21 protein-coding genes and 1 tRNA gene are annotated in these 17,872 nt (G+C 52.9%); 14 read left to right on the plus strand and 8 right to left on the minus strand.

Annotation, left to right across the window (positions count from 1 at the left end; genetic code table 11):
* Positions 1-7: 7 nt before the first annotated feature.
* Genes lipB through AMM03_RS12635 form a run of 3 tightly spaced genes read right to left on the minus strand, consistent with a single transcriptional unit; the run spans position 8 to position 1,518 of the window.
* Positions 8-676, minus strand: coding sequence for a lipoyl(octanoyl) transferase LipB (lipB, locus tag AMM03_RS12625; RefSeq protein ID WP_090132163.1), 669 nt, complete (start codon positions 674-676; stop codon positions 8-10).
* A 54-nt stretch (positions 677-730) separates the two neighbouring features.
* Positions 731-1,027, minus strand: a complete 297-nt coding sequence (locus AMM03_RS12630) for a YbeD family protein (protein ID WP_090132165.1) — start codon at positions 1,025-1,027, stop codon at positions 731-733.
* Positions 1,028-1,071: 44 nt separating this feature from the next.
* Positions 1,072-1,518: a CopD family protein gene (locus tag AMM03_RS12635; protein WP_090132167.1), complete on the minus strand. Its 447-nt coding sequence runs from the start codon at positions 1,516-1,518 to the stop codon at positions 1,072-1,074.
* Between the two features lie 138 nt (positions 1,519-1,656).
* On the opposite strand from AMM03_RS12635, the gene AMM03_RS12640 reads away from it, so the two are divergent.
* From AMM03_RS12640 to AMM03_RS12695, 12 genes are all read left to right on the plus strand, one after another.
* Complete coding sequence (locus AMM03_RS12640) at positions 1,657-2,145, plus strand: ATP synthase subunit I (protein ID WP_090132168.1); 489 nt, start codon at positions 1,657-1,659, stop codon at positions 2,143-2,145.
* A 49-nt stretch (positions 2,146-2,194) separates the two neighbouring features.
* The gene (gene atpB, locus AMM03_RS12645; RefSeq protein WP_090132170.1) at positions 2,195-3,040 is read left to right on the plus strand and encodes a F0F1 ATP synthase subunit A; all 846 of its coding nucleotides are present in this window, start codon (positions 2,195-2,197) and stop codon (positions 3,038-3,040) included.
* A gap of 61 nt (positions 3,041-3,101) precedes the next feature.
* Positions 3,102-3,350 carry a F0F1 ATP synthase subunit C gene (gene atpE, locus AMM03_RS12650; protein WP_055359509.1) on the plus strand — a complete coding sequence of 83 codons (249 nt, stop codon included), beginning with the start codon at positions 3,102-3,104 and terminating at the stop codon, positions 3,348-3,350.
* 31 nt (positions 3,351-3,381) lie between these two features.
* Positions 3,382-3,852 carry a F0F1 ATP synthase subunit B gene (locus AMM03_RS12655; protein WP_055359510.1) on the plus strand — a complete coding sequence of 157 codons (471 nt, stop codon included), beginning with the start codon at positions 3,382-3,384 and terminating at the stop codon, positions 3,850-3,852.
* Between the two features lie 23 nt (positions 3,853-3,875).
* Positions 3,876-4,406: a F0F1 ATP synthase subunit delta gene (locus AMM03_RS12660; protein WP_090132172.1), complete on the plus strand. Its 531-nt coding sequence runs from the start codon at positions 3,876-3,878 to the stop codon at positions 4,404-4,406.
* A gap of 44 nt (positions 4,407-4,450) precedes the next feature.
* On the plus strand, positions 4,451-6,004 hold the full coding sequence (gene atpA, locus AMM03_RS12665; protein WP_090132174.1) for a F0F1 ATP synthase subunit alpha: 1,554 nt from the start codon (positions 4,451-4,453) through the stop codon (positions 6,002-6,004).
* 27 nt (positions 6,005-6,031) lie between these two features.
* Positions 6,032-6,916 carry a F0F1 ATP synthase subunit gamma gene (gene atpG / locus AMM03_RS12670; protein WP_090132175.1) on the plus strand — a complete coding sequence of 295 codons (885 nt, stop codon included), beginning with the start codon at positions 6,032-6,034 and terminating at the stop codon, positions 6,914-6,916.
* Between the two features lie 44 nt (positions 6,917-6,960).
* On the plus strand, positions 6,961-8,364 hold the full coding sequence (gene atpD / locus AMM03_RS12675; RefSeq protein WP_090132177.1) for a F0F1 ATP synthase subunit beta: 1,404 nt from the start codon (positions 6,961-6,963) through the stop codon (positions 8,362-8,364).
* Between the two features lie 34 nt (positions 8,365-8,398).
* Positions 8,399-8,815, plus strand: a complete 417-nt coding sequence (locus tag AMM03_RS12680; protein ID WP_090132179.1) for a F0F1 ATP synthase subunit epsilon — start codon at positions 8,399-8,401, stop codon at positions 8,813-8,815.
* Between the two features lie 73 nt (positions 8,816-8,888).
* Positions 8,889-9,338 (plus strand): YybH family protein, encoded by a 450-nt coding sequence (locus tag AMM03_RS12685; protein ID WP_090132180.1) that lies wholly within the window; start codon positions 8,889-8,891, stop codon positions 9,336-9,338.
* An 8-nt stretch (positions 9,339-9,346) separates the two neighbouring features.
* Positions 9,347-10,324: a YheT family hydrolase gene (locus AMM03_RS12690; RefSeq protein ID WP_090132325.1), complete on the plus strand. Its 978-nt coding sequence runs from the start codon at positions 9,347-9,349 to the stop codon at positions 10,322-10,324.
* Positions 10,325-10,334: 10 nt separating this feature from the next.
* Positions 10,335-10,880 (plus strand): DUF2946 family protein, encoded by a 546-nt coding sequence (locus AMM03_RS12695; protein WP_090132182.1) that lies wholly within the window; start codon positions 10,335-10,337, stop codon positions 10,878-10,880.
* A gap of 56 nt (positions 10,881-10,936) precedes the next feature.
* On the opposite strand, the gene AMM03_RS12700 is transcribed toward AMM03_RS12695, so the two are convergent.
* A complete protein-coding gene (locus AMM03_RS12700; RefSeq protein ID WP_090132185.1) occupies positions 10,937-11,461 on the minus strand; it encodes a c-type cytochrome in 525 nt (174 codons plus the stop codon).
* Positions 11,462-11,612: 151 nt separating this feature from the next.
* Here AMM03_RS12700 and AMM03_RS12705 point away from each other — a divergent pair.
* Positions 11,613-11,688: transfer RNA gene (locus tag AMM03_RS12705), tRNA-Arg, on the plus strand.
* A gap of 74 nt (positions 11,689-11,762) precedes the next feature.
* Positions 11,763-13,382, plus strand: coding sequence for an alkaline phosphatase D family protein (locus AMM03_RS12710; RefSeq protein ID WP_090132187.1), 1,620 nt, complete (start codon positions 11,763-11,765; stop codon positions 13,380-13,382).
* A gap of 19 nt (positions 13,383-13,401) precedes the next feature.
* Here AMM03_RS12710 and mrdA read toward each other — a convergent pair whose 3' ends face one another.
* From mrdA to AMM03_RS12730, 4 genes are read right to left on the minus strand one after another with little or no spacing between them, the layout of a single operon-like run.
* Complete coding sequence (mrdA, locus tag AMM03_RS12715; RefSeq protein ID WP_369793712.1) at positions 13,402-15,396, minus strand: penicillin-binding protein 2; 1,995 nt, start codon at positions 15,394-15,396, stop codon at positions 13,402-13,404.
* A gap of 3 nt (positions 15,397-15,399) precedes the next feature.
* Entirely contained in the window at positions 15,400-15,921 is a 522-nt protein-coding gene (gene mreD, locus AMM03_RS12720; RefSeq protein ID WP_090132189.1) for a rod shape-determining protein MreD, read from the minus strand.
* Positions 15,918-16,799, minus strand: coding sequence for a rod shape-determining protein MreC (gene mreC / locus AMM03_RS12725; protein ID WP_090132191.1), 882 nt, complete (start codon positions 16,797-16,799; stop codon positions 15,918-15,920). The genes mreD and mreC overlap by 4 nt, the downstream gene beginning before the upstream one ends.
* 14 nt (positions 16,800-16,813) lie before the next feature.
* Positions 16,814-17,857, minus strand: a complete 1,044-nt coding sequence (locus AMM03_RS12730) for a rod shape-determining protein (RefSeq protein ID WP_055359523.1) — start codon at positions 17,855-17,857, stop codon at positions 16,814-16,816.
* Positions 17,858-17,872: the final 15 nt, after the last annotated feature.

Genomic DNA, 17,872 nt, shown 5'->3' on the forward strand with positions numbered 1-17,872 from the left:
TTCGGTGTCAGGGTGCCAGCAAAGATGTCAGCTTGTGTGCCAAAACATCTGCAGCTTCTTCCCACGAGGTATTGACCCCTATTGTAAAAAGATCCACGGTTTGGAGACCGGCATATCCACAAGGATTGATGCGAAGGAAGGGCTCGAGGTCCATTTTGACGTTCAAAGCCAAGCCGTGATAGGTGCACTGGCGGCTGACCTTGATGCCCAAGGCACTGATTTTTCCCAAGCCTTTGAAGGGGTCGTTGGGCAAGGCAGGTCCAGTTAAGGCTTGGTGCGCGAACGGGTCGGCCAAGCGAACATAGATGCCCGGGGCATTGGGTACGCGGTGCCCTGTCACGCCAAAGTGAGACAGTGTGCGAATGACGGCTTCTTCAAGGCGGTACACATATTCTTTGACAAAGTAGCCCGCCCTTTGCAGGTTGACAAGCGGGTAGGCCATGACTTGTCCGGGTCCGTGGTAGGTGACTTGGCCGCCCCTGTTGGTGGGTACCACGGGAATATCGCCAGCATGCAAGACATGTCCCGCCAAGCCAGCCAAACCTTGCGTAAATACTGGCGGATGCTGACACAGCCACAACTCGTCCTGTGTTTCCGCGCCTCTTTCAGCCGTGAAACTCTGCATGGCTTGGTAAGTGTCCAGGTAGTTGGCCTGACCGAGGAGCTTGACCTGCATGGTGAATATCAAAGGCTGAAAGCGGACGTTTAAGGGCGACGTTAAAGCGCTAAGTCAAAGCGCGATTTTGACCATGGGGTGTGAGGTCAGGGCAAGGTACATGTTGTCCAGTTGCTCACGGCTGGTTGCGCGAATGGTCAAAGTCACGCTGAGGTAGTTGCCAGCCTTGCTGGGTCGCATTTCTAGGGTGGCAGGGTCAAACTCGGGGTCAAACTGCTTGGCAACTTGGACCATGGCCTCTGCAAAGCCATCGACCCTGGCGCCCATGACTTTGATGGGAAAGCTGCACGGGTACTCAATCAGCGACTCTTTGCGAGGGTCGAGGTTGGGAGGATTGGTGGAGGCGCTCATATGGAGGTCGACAAAGTGTTTTAAAAAGGGTTGGGGTGCAAGATTTAGCGCCAAATCACCACGGCACCTATGGCCACCCATCCTAAAGAGAAGTTTATAAGAACCAAAGGATGTATTTTGGCCAATTGCGCCCCCGCCGCAGGCAACTCGCCCGCTGCCAATGCCGCTTTCATTTTTCTAAAGGGACCGAAAAACAAATGCCCAAAAATGAGGCACATCAGGCTGCCTAGGCCAATCATGACATGCCAGCCCCTGGGGGCTAAGGCCATGTCGACGCCCATCAGCATGATGCCGCCCGAAGCCAGCAGCACGACAATGCAGGCCACCACCATTTTAAAGAAGCGGGACAAGACGCCGCTAAGCAAGGGTAGCCGTTGTGCGGGTTCCAATTGGGCGATGGCCACGGGGCGCAGGGCCCAAATCATGAGTGCCATGCCACCCATCCAAATAATGCCGGCGGCCAGATGGGAAAATTTGATCAGTTCGTACATGGTTTGAGTGTTTTGGAGATGCGGTTGGTTGAAATTAAATCCCTTTTCAATTGTGACCCTTTTTCAATGTATGGGTTTTCACCTATAATCGTGAGCTTTGCGAAACCAAGGGTATCTGTAACCTGGATGTAATCAATCATGGCCAGAATACCAACACAAGATTTTGTAGACGAAGACGGCGATTTCAATGGCACTGAGAACATCAGGCCCTTGACAGCTGAAGAAGTTCAACAGTTACGACTTCAGCAGCCCCTCCTTTCTATATGGCGTGTGGTTTTCGCGCAGGTTTTGGTAGGCTTGGCAGTTGCTGCCCTCACTTGGCTCTTTACGGGGCGGGTATCGGCAGCATGGTCAGCAGCATATGGGGCTTTGTCGGTGGTGCTTCCTGCAGCGTTGTTCGCGCGGGGCCTTACCAGCAAAACCAGCAGCATTAATTCGGGGGCCGCGGTCTTTGGATTTTTGTTGTGGGAGATGGTGAAGATCGGTCTTACGGTTGCCATGCTTTTTGCGGCAACCCGATGGGTCAAAGATTTAAGTTGGCCTGCCATGTTGGTGGGCCTTGTGGTCACGATGAAGGTTTATTGGGTGGTGTTTGCCTGGCGCAAAGTGTTTCACCCAGTTGCTTAAGTTATGTCCAAGTTGAAAAGTTAAAGTTAATTTTTAAAGAGCCTAGAGAATGTCAGCTGCAAACGCTCCCAGCGCCGGTGAATACATCGGCCACCACCTGACCCATCTGCAAAACAAGCCGATGGCCGGTGTGATTGACTTTTCAGTCTTCAACATCGACTCCATTTTTTGGGGTATTTTGTTGGGCGTTTTGGGTAGCTTCTTTTTGTGGAAGGCTGCCAGCAAGGCTACCTCAGGCGTTCCTGGCCGTTTCCAGGCTGCCGTTGAAATCTTGTTTGAAATGGTTGATTCCCAAGCCAAGGGCATCATTCACAACGCGCAAAGCCGCAAGTTGGTCTCGCCTTTGGCCTTGACCGTCTTTGTTTGGATCTTCTTGCTCAACTCGATGGACTTCTTGCCTGTCGACTTGTTCCACACCTTGTTTGCTGTCACCGGCCTAGATCACAGCATCCATTACTTCCGCGTAGTGCCTACAGCCGACTTGTCCACCACCTTGGGTATGTCTGTGTCTGTTTTGCTGATTTGTGTCTACTACAACATCAAAATCAAAGGATTTGGCGGTTGGTTCCATGAGTTGACCACAGCGCCCTTCGGTGCCCACCCTATTTTGTGGCCCTTCAACTTTGTCTTCCAAATGATTGAATTCGTCGCCAAAACCGTGTCACACGGCATGCGACTCTTCGGCAACATGTATGCCGGCGAACTGATTTTCATGTTGATCGCTTTGATGGGCGGTACAGCCGCCATGTCATTGACAGGCATCTTGTTGCCCATCGGTCACGTGATCGCTGGCTCCATCTGGGCCATCTTCCATATCTTGATCGTGGCTTTGCAAGCTTTCATTTTCATGATGTTGACTTTGGTCTACATCGGTCAAGCGCACGACGCTCACTAAGCGTCACAATTTAGTTTAGTTTTTTCTCAACCTTTCCATCATCATCCATAGGAGCAATTAAATGGAACACGTTCTCGGTTACGTCGCTTTGGCAGCTGGTCTCATCATCGGCATGGGCGCGATTGGCGCTTGTATCGGTATCGGTATCATGGGCAGCAAATACCTCGAGGCAGCTGCTCGTCAACCCGAATTGATGAACGAACTGCAAACCAAAATGTTCTTGTTGGCTGGTTTGATTGACGCGGCTTTCCTGATTGGCGTTGGTATCGCCATGATGTTCGCGTTCGCGAATCCGTTTGTTCTGAAGTAATTCCTGCAACAACCAAAAGAAAGGTGTTGCCGTGAGTATCAATGCAACCCTGTTTGTTCAAGCCATTGTTTTTGCAATTCTGGTTTGGTTCACGATGAAATTCGTGTGGCCACCCCTTGCAGCCGCTTTGGATGAACGAGCTCAAAAAATCGCCGACGGCCTCGCCGCTGCTGACAAAGCCAAATCAGAACTCGCCGCTGCCAACCAGCGCGTCGAAGCCGAATTGGCCACCTCACGCAACGAAACGGCTTCTCGCTTGGCTGACGCCGAGCGCCGTGCTTTGACGATCATCGAAGAAGCCAAAGCCCGTGCCACTGAAGAAGGCAACAAGATCATTGCTGCAGCAAAAGCTGAAGCAGAGCAACAAACGGTCAATGCCCGTGAAACTTTGCGTGAGCAAGTTGCGGCATTGGCTGTGAAGGGCGCCGAGCAGATTCTCCGCAAGGAAGTCAATGCTGGTGTTCATGCTGATCTGTTGAACCGTCTGAAGACCGAGCTGTAAACCTTTATCAGTCCGAGAAGACCATGGCAGAACTTGCAACCATCGCCCGCCCTTACGCTGATGCGCTTTTCAAAGCGCAAACAGCCGACCTTGCGGGAACTGCAGCTTGGCTCGACGAGCTTGCCGCAGTTGCGAGCAACTCGCAACTGTTGCAATTCTCTGAAAACCCCAAGGTGACCGACGCGCAAGTGTTCGATCTGATGTCTGGCATCGTGAAAACCGCGTTGCCCGCAGCAGCTCAAAACTTCTTGCGTTTGGCCATTGAAAACCGCCGTCTTGTTGCATTGCCCGAAATTGCCAGCCAATTTCGTGCACTCAAAAATGCGCAAGGTGGCACCGCCGATGCGATCGTTCACAGTGCTTTCCCCATTGATGCAGCCGCTTTGGCTGATCTGTCCGGAACACTGGAAAAGCGTTTTGGCCGCAAACTCAACGTCAGCGTTGAGGTCGATGCGTCACTGATTGGTGGCGTGCGCGTGGTCGTGGGGGACGAGGTGTTGGACACTTCCGTCAAGGCCCGTCTGGAACAAATGAAAGTGGCTCTCACTGCTTGATGCAGCGAGAGGCCAGATCTATTTAAAGAAAGAAGGAAAGAGTCATGCAACTCAATCCAGCAGAAATTTCTGAGCTGATCAAGAGCCGAATCCAAGGTTTGTCTTCTGATGCAGACATCCGTAACCAAGGCACCGTGGTGTCCGTAACCGACGGTATCGTGCGCGTGCACGGCCTGTCTGACGTGATGCAAGGCGAGATGCTTGAGTTCCCCGCTACAGCCGCTGGTGTTGCCACCTTCGGTTTGGCTTTGAACTTGGAGCGTGACTCTGTCGGCGCCGTGATTTTGGGTGAGTACGAGCACATCTCTGAAGGCGACACTGTCAAATGTACAGGCCGCATTTTAGAAGTGCCCGTGGGTCCCGAGTTGATTGGCCGTGTGGTCAACGCTTTGGGTCAGCCTATCGATGGCAAAGGCCCCATCAACGCCAAGATGACCGACGTGATCGAAAAGGTTGCGCCTGGTGTGATCGCACGTAAATCAGTTGACCAGCCCATGCAAACTGGCTTGAAGTCAATTGACTCCATGGTGCCCGTGGGCCGTGGTCAACGTGAATTGATCATTGGTGACCGTCAGACTGGTAAAACAGCTGTGGCCATCGACGCCATCATCAACCAAAAAGGTCAGAACATGACCTGCGTGTATGTGGCGATTGGTCAAAAAGCTTCTTCCATCAAAAACGTGGTTCGCGCGTTGGAACAAGCTGGCGCCATGGCTTACACCATTGTGGTGGCAGCTTCCGCTTCTGAATCCGCAGCCATGCAATATGTGTCAGCCTACTCTGGTTGCACCATGGGTGAGTATTTCCGCGACCGCGGCGAAGACGCATTGATCGTTTATGACGATCTGTCTAAGCAAGCTGTGGCTTACCGTCAAGTGTCATTGCTCTTGCGCCGTCCACCAGGCCGCGAAGCTTACCCTGGCGACGTGTTCTATCTCCACAGCCGTTTGCTCGAGCGTGCAGCTCGCGTCAATGCCGACTACGTCGAAGCCTTCACCAAAGGCGCGGTCAAAGGCAAAACAGGTTCACTCACAGCTTTGCCAATCATTGAAACGCAAGCCGGTGACGTGTCAGCCTTCGTGCCAACCAACGTGATTTCGATTACCGACGGCCAGATCTTCTTGGAAACATCGTTGTTTAACGCAGGTATTCGTCCCGCGATTAACGCCGGTATTTCTGTGTCTCGCGTGGGTAGCTCGGCTCAAACCAAAGTCATCAAGGGTCAGTCTGGCGGTATCCGTACCGACTTGGCGCAGTACCGTGAATTGGCTGCGTTCGCGCAGTTCGCTTCTGACTTGGACGAATCCACACGCAAACAACTCGACCGCGGTGCCCGCGTGACAGAACTCTTGAAGCAGGCTCAGTACAGCCCACAATCCATCAGCTTGATGGGCGCTTCTTTGTTCGCTGTCAACAAAGGTTTCATGGACGACGTGGACGTGAAGAAAATTCTGTCCTTCGAAAGTGGTTTGCACGCGTACCTCAAAGATAAAAATGCCGCATTGTTGGCAAAAATCGAAGAGACCAAAGCTTTGGACAAAGACGCCGAAGCCGAGTTGAACGCTGCTGTGGCCGCCTTCAAGAAAACTTTTGCTTAATTTCTACCTGACCAAAAGGAGCCTCTGATGGCATCGGGCAAGGAACTACGCACCAAGATCAAATCGGTGGAAAACACCAAGAAGATCACCAAAGCGATGGAGATGATTTCTGTCTCCAAAATGCGCAAGGCGCAGGAGCGCATGCGCACGGCACGTCCTTACGCTGAGAAAATTCGCGCCATCGCGAGCAATCTTGGCAAGGCCAACCCTGAGTATGTGCACGCTTATATGAAGCACACCGACGGCAAAGCCGTTGGCTTCATTGTGGTCACCACTGACAAAGGTTTGTGCGGCGGTCTGAATACCAACTTGTTGCGCGCTGTGACCACACAGTTGCGTGACACGCAAAACGCTGGCAAAACTGCGCAAGCAGTGGCCATCGGTAGCAAAGGTTTGGGCTTCTTGAATCGCGTGGGCGCCAAAGTGGTGTCACAAGTGACGCACTTGGGTGACAAACCCCATTTGGAAAAACTCATCGGCCCCGTCAAGGTCATGCTCGATGCGTATGCCAACGGCGAGTTGAGCGCGGTTTACCTCTGCTACAACAAGTTCATCAGCACCATGGCTCAACAGCCTACCATCGATCAGTTGTTGCCTTTGTCGGCCGACAAGATGGAAGCCGAGACCCAAGCCGCTGGTAAACAACATGGTTGGGACTATTTGTACGAACCCGATGCACAAGCTGTCATTGACGACTTGTTGGTTCGTTACGCGGAAGCTTTGGTTTACCAAGCTGTTGCAGAAAACATGGCCTCCGAGCATGCAGCACGCATGGTCGCCATGAAAGCCGCAACAGACAACGCGGGTAATGTGATTGGCGAGCTCAAACTCGTTTACAACAAAACTCGTCAAGCAGCCATCACGAAAGAATTGTCCGAAATCGTTTCTGGCGCCGCGGCGATCAGCGGCTAAGACGATTAAGACAGTTCAGCTAATTCAAATTATTGGAGCGAAAAATGCAAGCCCAAGGAAAAATTGTTCAATGTATTGGTGCCGTGGTTGACGTGGAATTTCCACGCGATCAAATGCCCAAGATTTATGATGCTCTGAAAATGGACGGCTCTGCCCTGACATTGGAAGTGCAGCAGCAACTCGGTGACGGCGTGGTGCGTACCATTGCGCTGGGTTCATCCGACGGTCTGCGCCGCGGTTTGATGGTGTCCAACACCGGCAACCCCATCACAGTGCCAGTTGGCAAGGCCACATTGGGTCGCATCATGGACGTGCTCGGCACGCCCATCGACGAGCGCGGTCCTGTCAGCCAAGAACTCACAGCGTCTATTCACCGTAAGGCCCCTGCTTATGACGAATTGAGCCCTTCACAAGAATTGCTGGAAACCGGCATCAAGGTGATTGACTTGGTTTGCCCATTCGCCAAGGGCGGTAAAGTGGGTCTGTTCGGTGGTGCCGGTGTGGGCAAAACTGTGAACATGATGGAACTGATTAACAACATCGCCAAAGCGCACAGCGGCTTGTCCGTGTTCGCTGGTGTGGGTGAGCGTACACGTGAAGGTAACGACTTCTATCACGAGATGGCTGACTCTGGTGTGGTGAATCTGGAAAACCTGCTTGAGTCCAAAGTGGCGATGGTGTACGGTCAGATGAACGAGCCACCAGGCAACCGTTTGCGCGTGGCCCTCACAGGTTTGACCATTGCCGAATCTTTCCGTGACGAAGGCAAAGACGTGTTGTTCTTCGTGGACAACATCTACCGTTACACATTGGCCGGTACCGAAGTGTCCGCCTTGTTGGGTCGTATGCCTTCTGCGGTGGGTTACCAGCCTACACTGGCCGAAGAAATGGGCCGTTTGCAAGAGCGTATTACCTCTACCAAAGTGGGCTCCATCACTTCCATCCAAGCCGTTTACGTGCCTGCCGATGACTTGACCGACCCATCTCCTGCCACCACCTTTGCTCACTTGGACTCCACCGTGGTGTTGTCTCGTGACATCGCTTCTTTGGGTATCTACCCCGCTGTGGATCCTTTGGACTCCACAAGCCGTCAGCTCGATCCTTTGGTCGTGGGTGTCGATCACTACGAAACAGCGCGCGCTGTTCAGGGCACATTGCAGCGTTATCGCGAACTGCGCGACATCATTGCCATTATGGGTATGGACGACTTGGCTCCTGAAGACAAGTTGGCTGTGGCCCGTGCTCGTAAGATTCAGCGTTTCTTGTCACAACCTTTCCACGTTGCTGAAGTGTTTACTGGCTCACCTGGTAAGTACGTGCCTTTGTCTGAAACCATCCGTGGCTTCAAGATGATTGTGGCCGGTGAGTGCGATCACTTGCCAGAGCAAGCGTTCTATATGGTTGGCGGCATTGACGAAGCCTTCGAAAAGGCCAAGAAAATGGCGTAAGCCATTTTTGTAAACCCTTTTCAAGGAACAAACTATGAACACCATCCGCGTTGATGTGGTCAGTGCCGAAGAGTCCATCTTCTCAGGTGAAGCCCGTTTTGTGGCCTTGCCTGGTGAAGCTGGCGAGTTGGGCATTTATCCCCGTCACACACCGTTGATTTCACGCATCAAGGCTGGCTCTGTTCGCATCGAAAAAGCCGACGGCACCGAAGAATTTGTCTTCGTGGCTGGCGGTGTTTTGGAAGTGCAACCCGACCACGTGACCGTGTTGTCTGACACTGCTATTCGCGGTAAAGATTTGGACGAAGAGAAAGCCAATGCAGCCAAAGCTGCTGCAGAAGACGCTCTTCGCAATGCCAAGTCCGAAATCGACATGGCACGTGCGCAAAGCGAGTTGGCAGTGTTTGCTGCCCAACTGGCGGCCTTGCGCAAGTTCCGCACTAAAAAATAAAATGATGGCGTTGAACGCGCTGATCGTTTTCTGAAACCCGGCGCACGCCGGGTTTTTTGTTTCTAAGGACACCATGCGCAAAGCAAAACTTCAAGCGGCCACATTGGGTGGCAATCCAGACGATGTCGAAGCTGCGTTTTACGACGCACTCAGACAAGGCGACATTGAGCGCTTGATGGCGTGTTGGGCCGATGAAGAAGAAATTGTGTGTGTGCATCCTGGCGGTCCTCGATTAATTGGTGCAGGCGCTATCCGTGCCAACTTTGAAGCCATGTTTGCCAATGGCACGGTACAAGCGCAGCCTACCCAAGTTCACAAAGTCGACTCATTGGCCAGTGCCATGCATCACTTGGTAGAGCGCGTGGAAGTGCTGGGTGCCAATGGACCCCAAACCGCATTTGTGGTGGCTACCAACGTGTATCACAAGACGCCGCAGGGTTGGCGCATGGTGGCGCACCATGCCAGCCCGGGCACACCGACTGCACCCGCAGAAGTGTCTTCCAGTCCTGCGGTGTTGCATTGACAGACTACATGGCGCCGCCATGGTTGCCTGGCGGCCATTTACAAACCATTTGGCCGGCGCTATGGTCGCGCCGGTTTGATGCTGAGCCGCCAACTTGGCGCCGCGAAAGGTGGACAACACCCGATCAAGATTTTGTCGACGTTGATTTTTGTGAATCAGCGACAGCCACTTTGCCGAGACCCTTGTTGGTTCTATTTCATGGCCTAGAGGGATCATCTGGCAGCCACTATGCGCAAGCATTTGCCGATTGGGCTCACCACAATGACTGCGATATTGCAGTGCCCCATTTCAGAGGTTGCAGTGGTACGTTGAACTTGGCGCCGCGGGCTTATCACTCAGGTGATCACGAAGAGGTTCATCACTTGCTGGTCAAATTCAAACAAAGGGTGGATGCGCAAAAACGCCCAGGCTTGTTGGCGGCAGGGGTGTCGTTGGGCGGCAATGCTTTGATGAGGTGGGCAGGTGAGCAGGGTCAATCGGCCCAGCAAATCGTCAAGGCCGTAGCGTCCATTTGTTCACCACTGGACCTGAGTGCCAGCGGCAAAGCCATTGGTGAAGGTTTCAATCGACAGGTCTACACCCGCATGTTTTTGCGAACCATGAAGCCCAAAGCCATGGCCAAGTTAAAACAACACCCCGGCTTGTTTGATGCCCAAAAACTATTGGCGGCCCGAGATCTTTATGAGTTTGACGATGTGTTCACCGCGCCATTGCACGGCTTTCAAAACACCGCTGATTATTGGCGGCGTGCCTCTGCATTGCCCAAGATGCAAGACATCGCTGTTCCCGCATTGGCTCTGAATGCCAAGAACGATCCGTTCATACCTGCATACAGTTTGCCCACAATACAGAAAGTTAGTGCCCACGTCACACTGTGGCAGCCAGCGCATGGCGGGCATGTTGGCTTTGCTAAAGGAAGTTTGCCGGGCCATTTGAAAGCCATGCCGCAGGCTGTGGGCCAATGGCTTTTGCAACACATCCACTAAGATCAAAGCCATGGACGATATTGTCAAACAGGCGATGAACAAGTGGCCCAATGTCCCAAACTGCTTTGGCTGGTTGGGTTTGGATGAACGTGGCCACTGGTATTTAAGAGATGATGCGGCACAAGCACTAGGCAGTTTTCAAAGTGGTGTGCCAGGTGCTAAGGGGTCCTTGTTGCAACACGAAAAACTCATCGGGTTTATTCACCGCAACTATGCGGCAGATGACTCGGGTGCCTGGTTTTTTCAGAACGGCCCGCAACGTGTCTATGTTGAGTTGGCGGCAACGCCATGGATTTGGCGACTGTCAGCAGACTTCAAATTGACCGCGCAAACCGGTCAAGAAACGCAAGGGCAAACATGCTTCACCGACGAAGCTGGCAAGGTCTATTTTCAAACCTCGCTAGGATTTGGCTTGCTTCATACCTTGGATGTTGCGCAAGCAGCAGAAGGCTTGTCACTACACTTGTGGCCGCTTGAGTCAATGGCAGTCGCAGAAATGTCAACACGTTTTGGCTTTTGTCTTAGCCCAGCGTCAGACAATAAAAAACCGCTCTGATTTGCATCGAGCGGTTTGAAAGCAAGCCCACAACAAAGGGGCTGGCCAATGTGAGATTACTTTTTCTCTGCGGGTGCAGCGGGTTGCTCAGGCTCTTTGAACTTGCCGCCAGCAGCGGACGTGAGGTAGGCAACAGCACGGCCAATTTCGAGGTCGCTGAAGTCGCCACCGCCTTGGGCACCCATGGCACCTTTGCCTTTGAGGGCTGAATTTACCAAAGAGTCATAACCTGTTTTGATGCGAGGAGCCCAGGCGCCAACATCTGCGTATTTAGGTGCACCAGCGGCACCCGCATCGTGGCAAGCTGCGCATTGTGCTTTGTAAACTTCTTGACCAGCCTTCAATGGGCGGTTGGCATCACGAACTTCAACCATGCCCACTTTTTGAATGCGTTCGGCAACGGCACGCTCTGTGTCGCCACCGGGAGCTGTTTTGTTGGCGGAAGTCACGTAGTAGACCAAGCCAATGATGATGAAAACGGGAATGATGAAGGAGGCAAAGCTCAGCATCAACATTTGTTTGGGTGTTTTGACCGGGCCTGTGTGGTCTTCGTGGGCTTGATCGTGGCTGTTGTCGCTCATAGCGTCCTCAATGAATCTCTATTGAACTGTGTCCGGTTGACCGGAATCAACTTTAAATTATAACCTCGAGGTCAAGGCGTTCAGGCCATGTAGGGATGTTTTCAAGGCCTGCATGCCATAATCAAGGACCTCTTCCAAAGAGGAATCGGGCGCGGCTGTAGCTCAGTGGATAGAGTATTGGCCTCCGAAGCCAAGGGTCGTGGGTTCGATCCCCGCCAGCCGCACCACATTTTCTGATTTCTCGCCTGCAACTTGAAGACTTGCCATTGATTACGAGGTCATCGCCATAGGGACAGATAACATGCCAAACATCAAGAAAACAGCCCCCTTGCTTGATAGACGAAATCTTCTGAAGTTTACGGCCGCTAGTGCTTCAACCGTTGCCGGTATTTGGTGGCCAGGTGCCAGTTGGGGGCAAGCAAAAATAAGCTCAAACCCCTTCACCCTTGGCGTTGCCAGCGGTTCGCCGACGTCAGATGGCATTGTGTTGTGGACGCGCTTGTTGCCCAGCGGCATTTTTTCCTCGTTAGGAAATGAAAACGCATCGGTCAGATGGGAAATTGCGCATGACGATAAGTTTCAGCGCATTGTTCAACAAGGTACGAGTGTCGCTACTCCCCAATTGGGCCATTCGGTGCATGTAGAACTAGCAGGGTTGATGTCTGACAGCTGGTACTTTTACCGTTTTCATGCAGGTGAATTTACTAGTGCGGTGGGTCGAACACGCACCTTGCCTGCGGTCGATGCCAAAGTGAATAGTTTGCGTATGGCCTATGCAAGTTGCCAGCATTGGGGCCATGGGTTTTACGGCGCCTATCGGCACATGGCACAAGAGCAGCTTGATTTGGTCATGTTCTTGGGTGACTACATTTATGAATACCCCGGCACAACCAATGCCGCCAATGCTGTGCGCTTAGTCACTGGAGGCTGGGTGCAGAGCCTTGCTGACTACCGACAGAGATATGCTTTGCATAAGAGCGATGCCGACTTGCAAGCCGCTCACTTGGCCTGCCCTTGGGTTTTTACTTGGGATGATCACGAAGTCCAAAATGATTACACCGGCGACACGGCAGGGTATGCAAGTCAAGCGGAACCGAGCACTGATTTCTCAAAACGGCGTGCCGCAGCCTACCAGGCATGGTACGAACACATGCCAGTTCGCTCAAGTGTTTTGACCAAAGCCTTGGCCGGTTTGATTGAACGGTCTTCTAAGCCAAACGAGCTGCGTATCTACCAAAACCTGCGTTGGGGGCAGTTGGCAAACATGATGCTACTTGACCCACGCCAATATAAAGATCCGGCAGTTTGCAACCCGGACGGTCGCTTAGGTTCTGCCGTCATCGATCCTAAAACTTGCGAGGCACTTAAAGACCCAGCTCGAACGATGCTTGGCAAGACTCAGGAAGATTGGCTTCACCAACAACTCGGCATGACCGGAACAACTTGGCAGGTTGTCGGGCAAGCCACGCTGATTGGCCCCTTCGGTGCGAGTGGTCGCATTTCAAATGATGGTTGGGATGGTTACCCTGCAGCACGTGAACGTCTTTTGGGCAGCTTGGCAGGCAGTCATGCCAGTAATGTGGTCATTGGTGGCGATGTGCATGCCAATTGGGTGGGCCACGTTAAGGCCGACTACACAAAAGTTAGAAGCAAGATATTGGCTTCAGAGTTTTGTGGCACCAGCATTACCTCGCGGCCTACTGCTGCAACGCGTGCTGTCATGGATGTCAGACTCGCAAAAAATCCACATTACATTTTCAACGACAACGAAAAGCGCGGTTATGGCGTTTGCGAATTTTCGCCCTCTGGACTCAAAACAACATTGCGCGTTGTAGAAGATGTCACGAAAGCAGACACTGCTGTGAGTACGCTCGCAAGTTTTTCTGTGCAGTCCGGAAAATTGGGTGTTGAGCGGATCTAAAACGGGTATAGAGAAATACCTACCTTTTTCCCATCAGGCTTGTAACGCCTTCACTCGGCACAAGCTGAACATCCTCTTTGCGTCTGCGGGTGCCAATGGGCGTTGACGCCATGCCTTTCTGTGAGGCCTCGATGTCTTCTACGCTGGGATAGTCACCCAATAACCAATAGTCAAAAACGCGCCTGGCAATGGGCGCTGCTTGGGCTGCACCAAAGCCTGCATTTTCAACCACGATGGCCAAGGCAATTTGAGGATTTTCTGCTGGCGCAAAAGCCATGTACAAGGCATGGTCGCGTTGATGCTCTTCCAGCTTGCTGGCGTTGTATTTGTCTTTTTGACCAATGGTCACAGCTTGCGCTGTGCCAGTTTTGCCAGCGCTTTGATAGGGCGTGCCTGCAAACACGCGGGCAGAGGTGCCTTCTTTGGCAACACCAATCAAGCCTTGTTTGATCACTTCCACGTGCTCTGGCTTGTAACCCAAATTGATAGGTGGATCGCTCACAACCGCGCGATCGACACGCTGTATGGGATCTTGGGTGGCCATGACCAAGCGAGGTTTGTTGGAGGTGCCGCCGTTGGCCAAAATGGCGGTTGCATTGGCCAATTGCAACATGGTGAATGCGTTGTAGCCCTGCCCAATGCCCAAGGAAATTGTTTCTCCACCGTACCAACGTTGCTGTTCTGGTTTTTTATAAGTCTTCTTTTTCCATTCGGTGCTGGGCAAGGTGCCGCGCAATTCGCCGGGCAAATCGAGCCCAGTGATTTGACCGAAGCCCAGTGGCTTCATGAAGTCATGGATGGTGTCGACCCCCATGGTGTTGGCCAATGAGTAGTAATAAACATTGCTAGACAGCACGATGGAGCGAACCATATCGACGGGCCCTAAACCCCCATCGCCGTGGCTTCTGAAGGTGTGCCCGCCATAGGTCCAAGAACCGGTGTCATTGGTGATTTCGCTGGCACTGCGTTTGCCTGTTTCAAGTGCCGCAAGCGCCATGAAAGGTTTGTAGGTGGAGCCTGGCGGATAGGTGCCCCGCAAGGCGCGATTGAGCAGCGGTTTGTCAATCGATTCACTCAGCATTTTCCAGCTCTCGCTGTCGATGCCATCCACAAACAAATTGGGATCGAAAGTGGGCTTGCTGACAAAGGCCAACACTTCACCCGTGCGAGGGTCTAGGGCAACCAAAGCGCCGCGTCGGTTGCCGTAAAGATCCTCAATCATTTTTTGCAGTTTGATGTCGATCGAGAGCACCACATTTTGGCCGGGTGTGGCGGGGCGGCTGGCAAGCCTTCTGACGGCACGGCCGCCTGCTGAGGTTTCAACTTCTTGAACACCTGTGATGCCGTGCAATTCGCGCTCGTAGCGCTGTTCTACGCCTAACTTGCCGATGTATTGGGTGCCGCGGTAATTGCCCTCGTCATCGCTTTCTTCCAGTTGCTCTTTTTCTTTTTGATTGATGCGACCGATGTAGCCCACCACATGGCTGGCCAAGTGGCCAAAGGGGTAATTGCGAAACAAGCGCGCTTTGATTTCAACACCTGGAAATCGATAGTGCTGCGCAGTGAATTTGGCCACTTCTTCGTCGGTGAGTCTGGAGCGAATGGGCAAGGAGTCAAAATTTTTGGATTCTTCGCGCATACGCTTGAAGCGTTTTCTGTCGCGCGCAGAAATTTCAACGATCTCAGACAAACTGTCGATGGTCGCCTCTAAATTTTTGACACGTGAAGGTGTGATCTCCAAGGTGTATGCAGAATAGTTGTTGGCCAACACCACGCCATTGCGGTCGATGATGGTGCCGCGATTGGGCACGGTTGGCAGAATGGCCGTGCGATTGTTTTCGGCTTGCTCTAACAAATCGTCGTGACGAATGACTTGCAGATAAAACAAACGCATGCCTAGCAAGGCGAAGCACAAGAGCACCACACCTTGAAGCACCATCACTCGGGTTTGAAATTTAAAAATCTCAAACTCGGTGTTGCGCAACTCACTCAGGGAGGGCAGGTGCAGCGCCATGGTTTAGATGGGGCGGTTGGCGTCAGGATCGTGTGCCCGACGCTGAGGGGCTAGCAAAATAAAGTTTGCAACAGGCCACAACAAAGTGGCTGTGAACGGCGTGAGCAGCAAAGACCATCCAGGAAATTCATTGCCAGTGCTGAGTCGAATGATTAAGCCGAGCGCATCCGACACAATGAAAAACGGCAAGATTTGAATCATCTGGTCTTTGATGGGAAACCAAAGCAAGCGACGGTGCATGCTGAATGCAAAGTAATTGAGAAGCACATAACAAAGTGCGTGTTGACCCATCAGTGACGATTGTTGAGCGTCTATCCACAAGCCGAAGACAAAGGCAATGGCCATGCCCACTCTGCGTGGCTGATGAATGCCCCAAAAGAAAATGACCACTGCCAGCACATCGGGCAACCACAAAGTTTGGGCCAAGCCTAACAACATGCTGGCCAGCAATGACAGCAGCAAACTGATGGCGATGAACCATGGGCTAACGGGCAACAACAAAGCTTCGCGGCGATCCATGATCATGGCGCTTTTCCTTTGCTGGCAGCTTGAATGCCGGTGGGCTGCAAGACCAGCACATGTCGGCCTTTGAGTTCAGCCAAGGGCGTTGCATGAATGCGCGCAAAAGAAATGTCTACGCGCCTTTCAATGTGGCTGATGCGCGCCACTTGCAAGCCTGCAGGGTAGACGCCATCAATGCCGCTGGTGGTGAGCAAATCGCCTTCTTTAACGTCGGCACTGGCGGGTACAAATTTCAGTTCAATGAGGGGGGTGCCCGACATGATGTTGCCACTGCTGATATTGCGCGCCCCTGTGCGACTGTTCATGACGGGAATGCTTTGATCGCGATCGGTTAAGAGGGTGACTTCTGCTGTCAATGGATAGACGCGAGTGACTTGGCCGATAACGCCCCCAGCATCAATAACAGGCGAGCCCAAAACCACCTCCTTGGTTTGACCTTTGTCGATCACGATGCGTTGGTTGTAGGGGTCTGGCACATCAAACAAAATTTCTGCCACTTGGGATGGGGTCGCAACTGTGTTTTTCAAATCTAAGAGCTGACGCAGGTTTTGGTTTTCAATGAGCAATTGCTCAACCTGTTGTGCGCGTGCGCTTTGCTGCAGTTGTTTGAGTTGGAGGGCCTGCAAATCTTTTTGCGCTTGATCCAAATTTTGAAAATAGTCACCGACCGACGATGCCACTTGCCCAGGCTGCAAGACCAGCCATTGCACTGGCATGATCAGTGTCGACAAACCCGCGCGAATGGGTTTTGTAAATTGCAGCTGTTTGTCGCCAAACATCAATAGCACCGACAAGGCGCTAAAAAAAAAGAGTTTGGTCAGGGGCGCAAACCCCACCCTGAAGAAAGGTGGGGGGCTGCGGTCAAGAGACTCCAGCGCCATGCGATGCGCCAGTGTTATTCACTGGTGAAGATGCTGCCCAGACGGTCCATGCGTTCGAGGGCCATGCCGCAACCGCGGGCCACGCAAGTGAGGGGGTCTTCGGCCACCAAGACGGGCAAGCCCGTTTCTTCAGACAACAAACGATCGAGGTCACGCAGCAAAGCGCCACCGCCGGTGAGCATCATGCCGCGATCGGAGATGTCGGCACCCAACTCGGGCGGAGTTTGCTCGAGCGCTGTTTTGACCGCAGACACGATGTTGTTCAGGGGATCGGTAAGCGCTTCCAAAATTTCGTTGCTGCTGATGGTGAAACTGCGGGGCACGCCTTCGGACAGGTTGCGGCCCTTGACTTCCATTTCGCGCACTTCGCTGCCTGGAAAGGCAGAACCGATGCTTTTCTTGATGGCTTCGGCGGTGGGCTCGCCAATGAGCATGCCGTAGTTGCGGCGGATGTAGTTGATGATGGCTTCGTCAAACTTGTCGCCACCCACGCGCACACTGCCTTTGTAGACCATGCCGCCCAAAGAAATGACGCCCACTTCGGTGGTGCCACCACCAATGTCGACCACCATGGAACCTGACGCTTCTGACACGGGCAAGCCCGCGCCAATGGCGGCGGCCATGGGTTCTTCAATGAGGTACACCTCGGAGGCGCCAGCGCCCAAAGCAGATTCGCGAATGGCACGGCGCTCTACCTGAGTAGAGCCGCAGGGTACGCAAATGATGATGCGGGGGCTGGGGCGGAAGGTGCTGCGGGGGTGCACCATGCGAATGAATTGCTTGAGCATTTGCTCGGTAACCGTGAAGTCGGCAATCACGCCGTCTTTCATGGGGCGAATGGCTTCGATGTTGCCAGGCACCTTGCCCAACATGGACTTGGCTTCGTGGCCAACGGCTTGCAAGACTTTTTTGCCTTGGGGGCCGCCTTCGTGGCGAATGGCGACCACGGAGGGCTCGTCTAGAACGATGCCTTTGTCTCGGACAAAAATGAGGGTGTTGGCCGTGCCCAAATCAATGGCCAAATCGGTAGAAAAATAACGGCGAAACGAGCTGAACATAACAAATCCTAAGCA

The organism is Limnohabitans sp. Rim11 (assembly GCF_001269365.1).
GTDB lineage: Bacteria > Pseudomonadota > Gammaproteobacteria > Burkholderiales > Burkholderiaceae_C > Limnohabitans_A.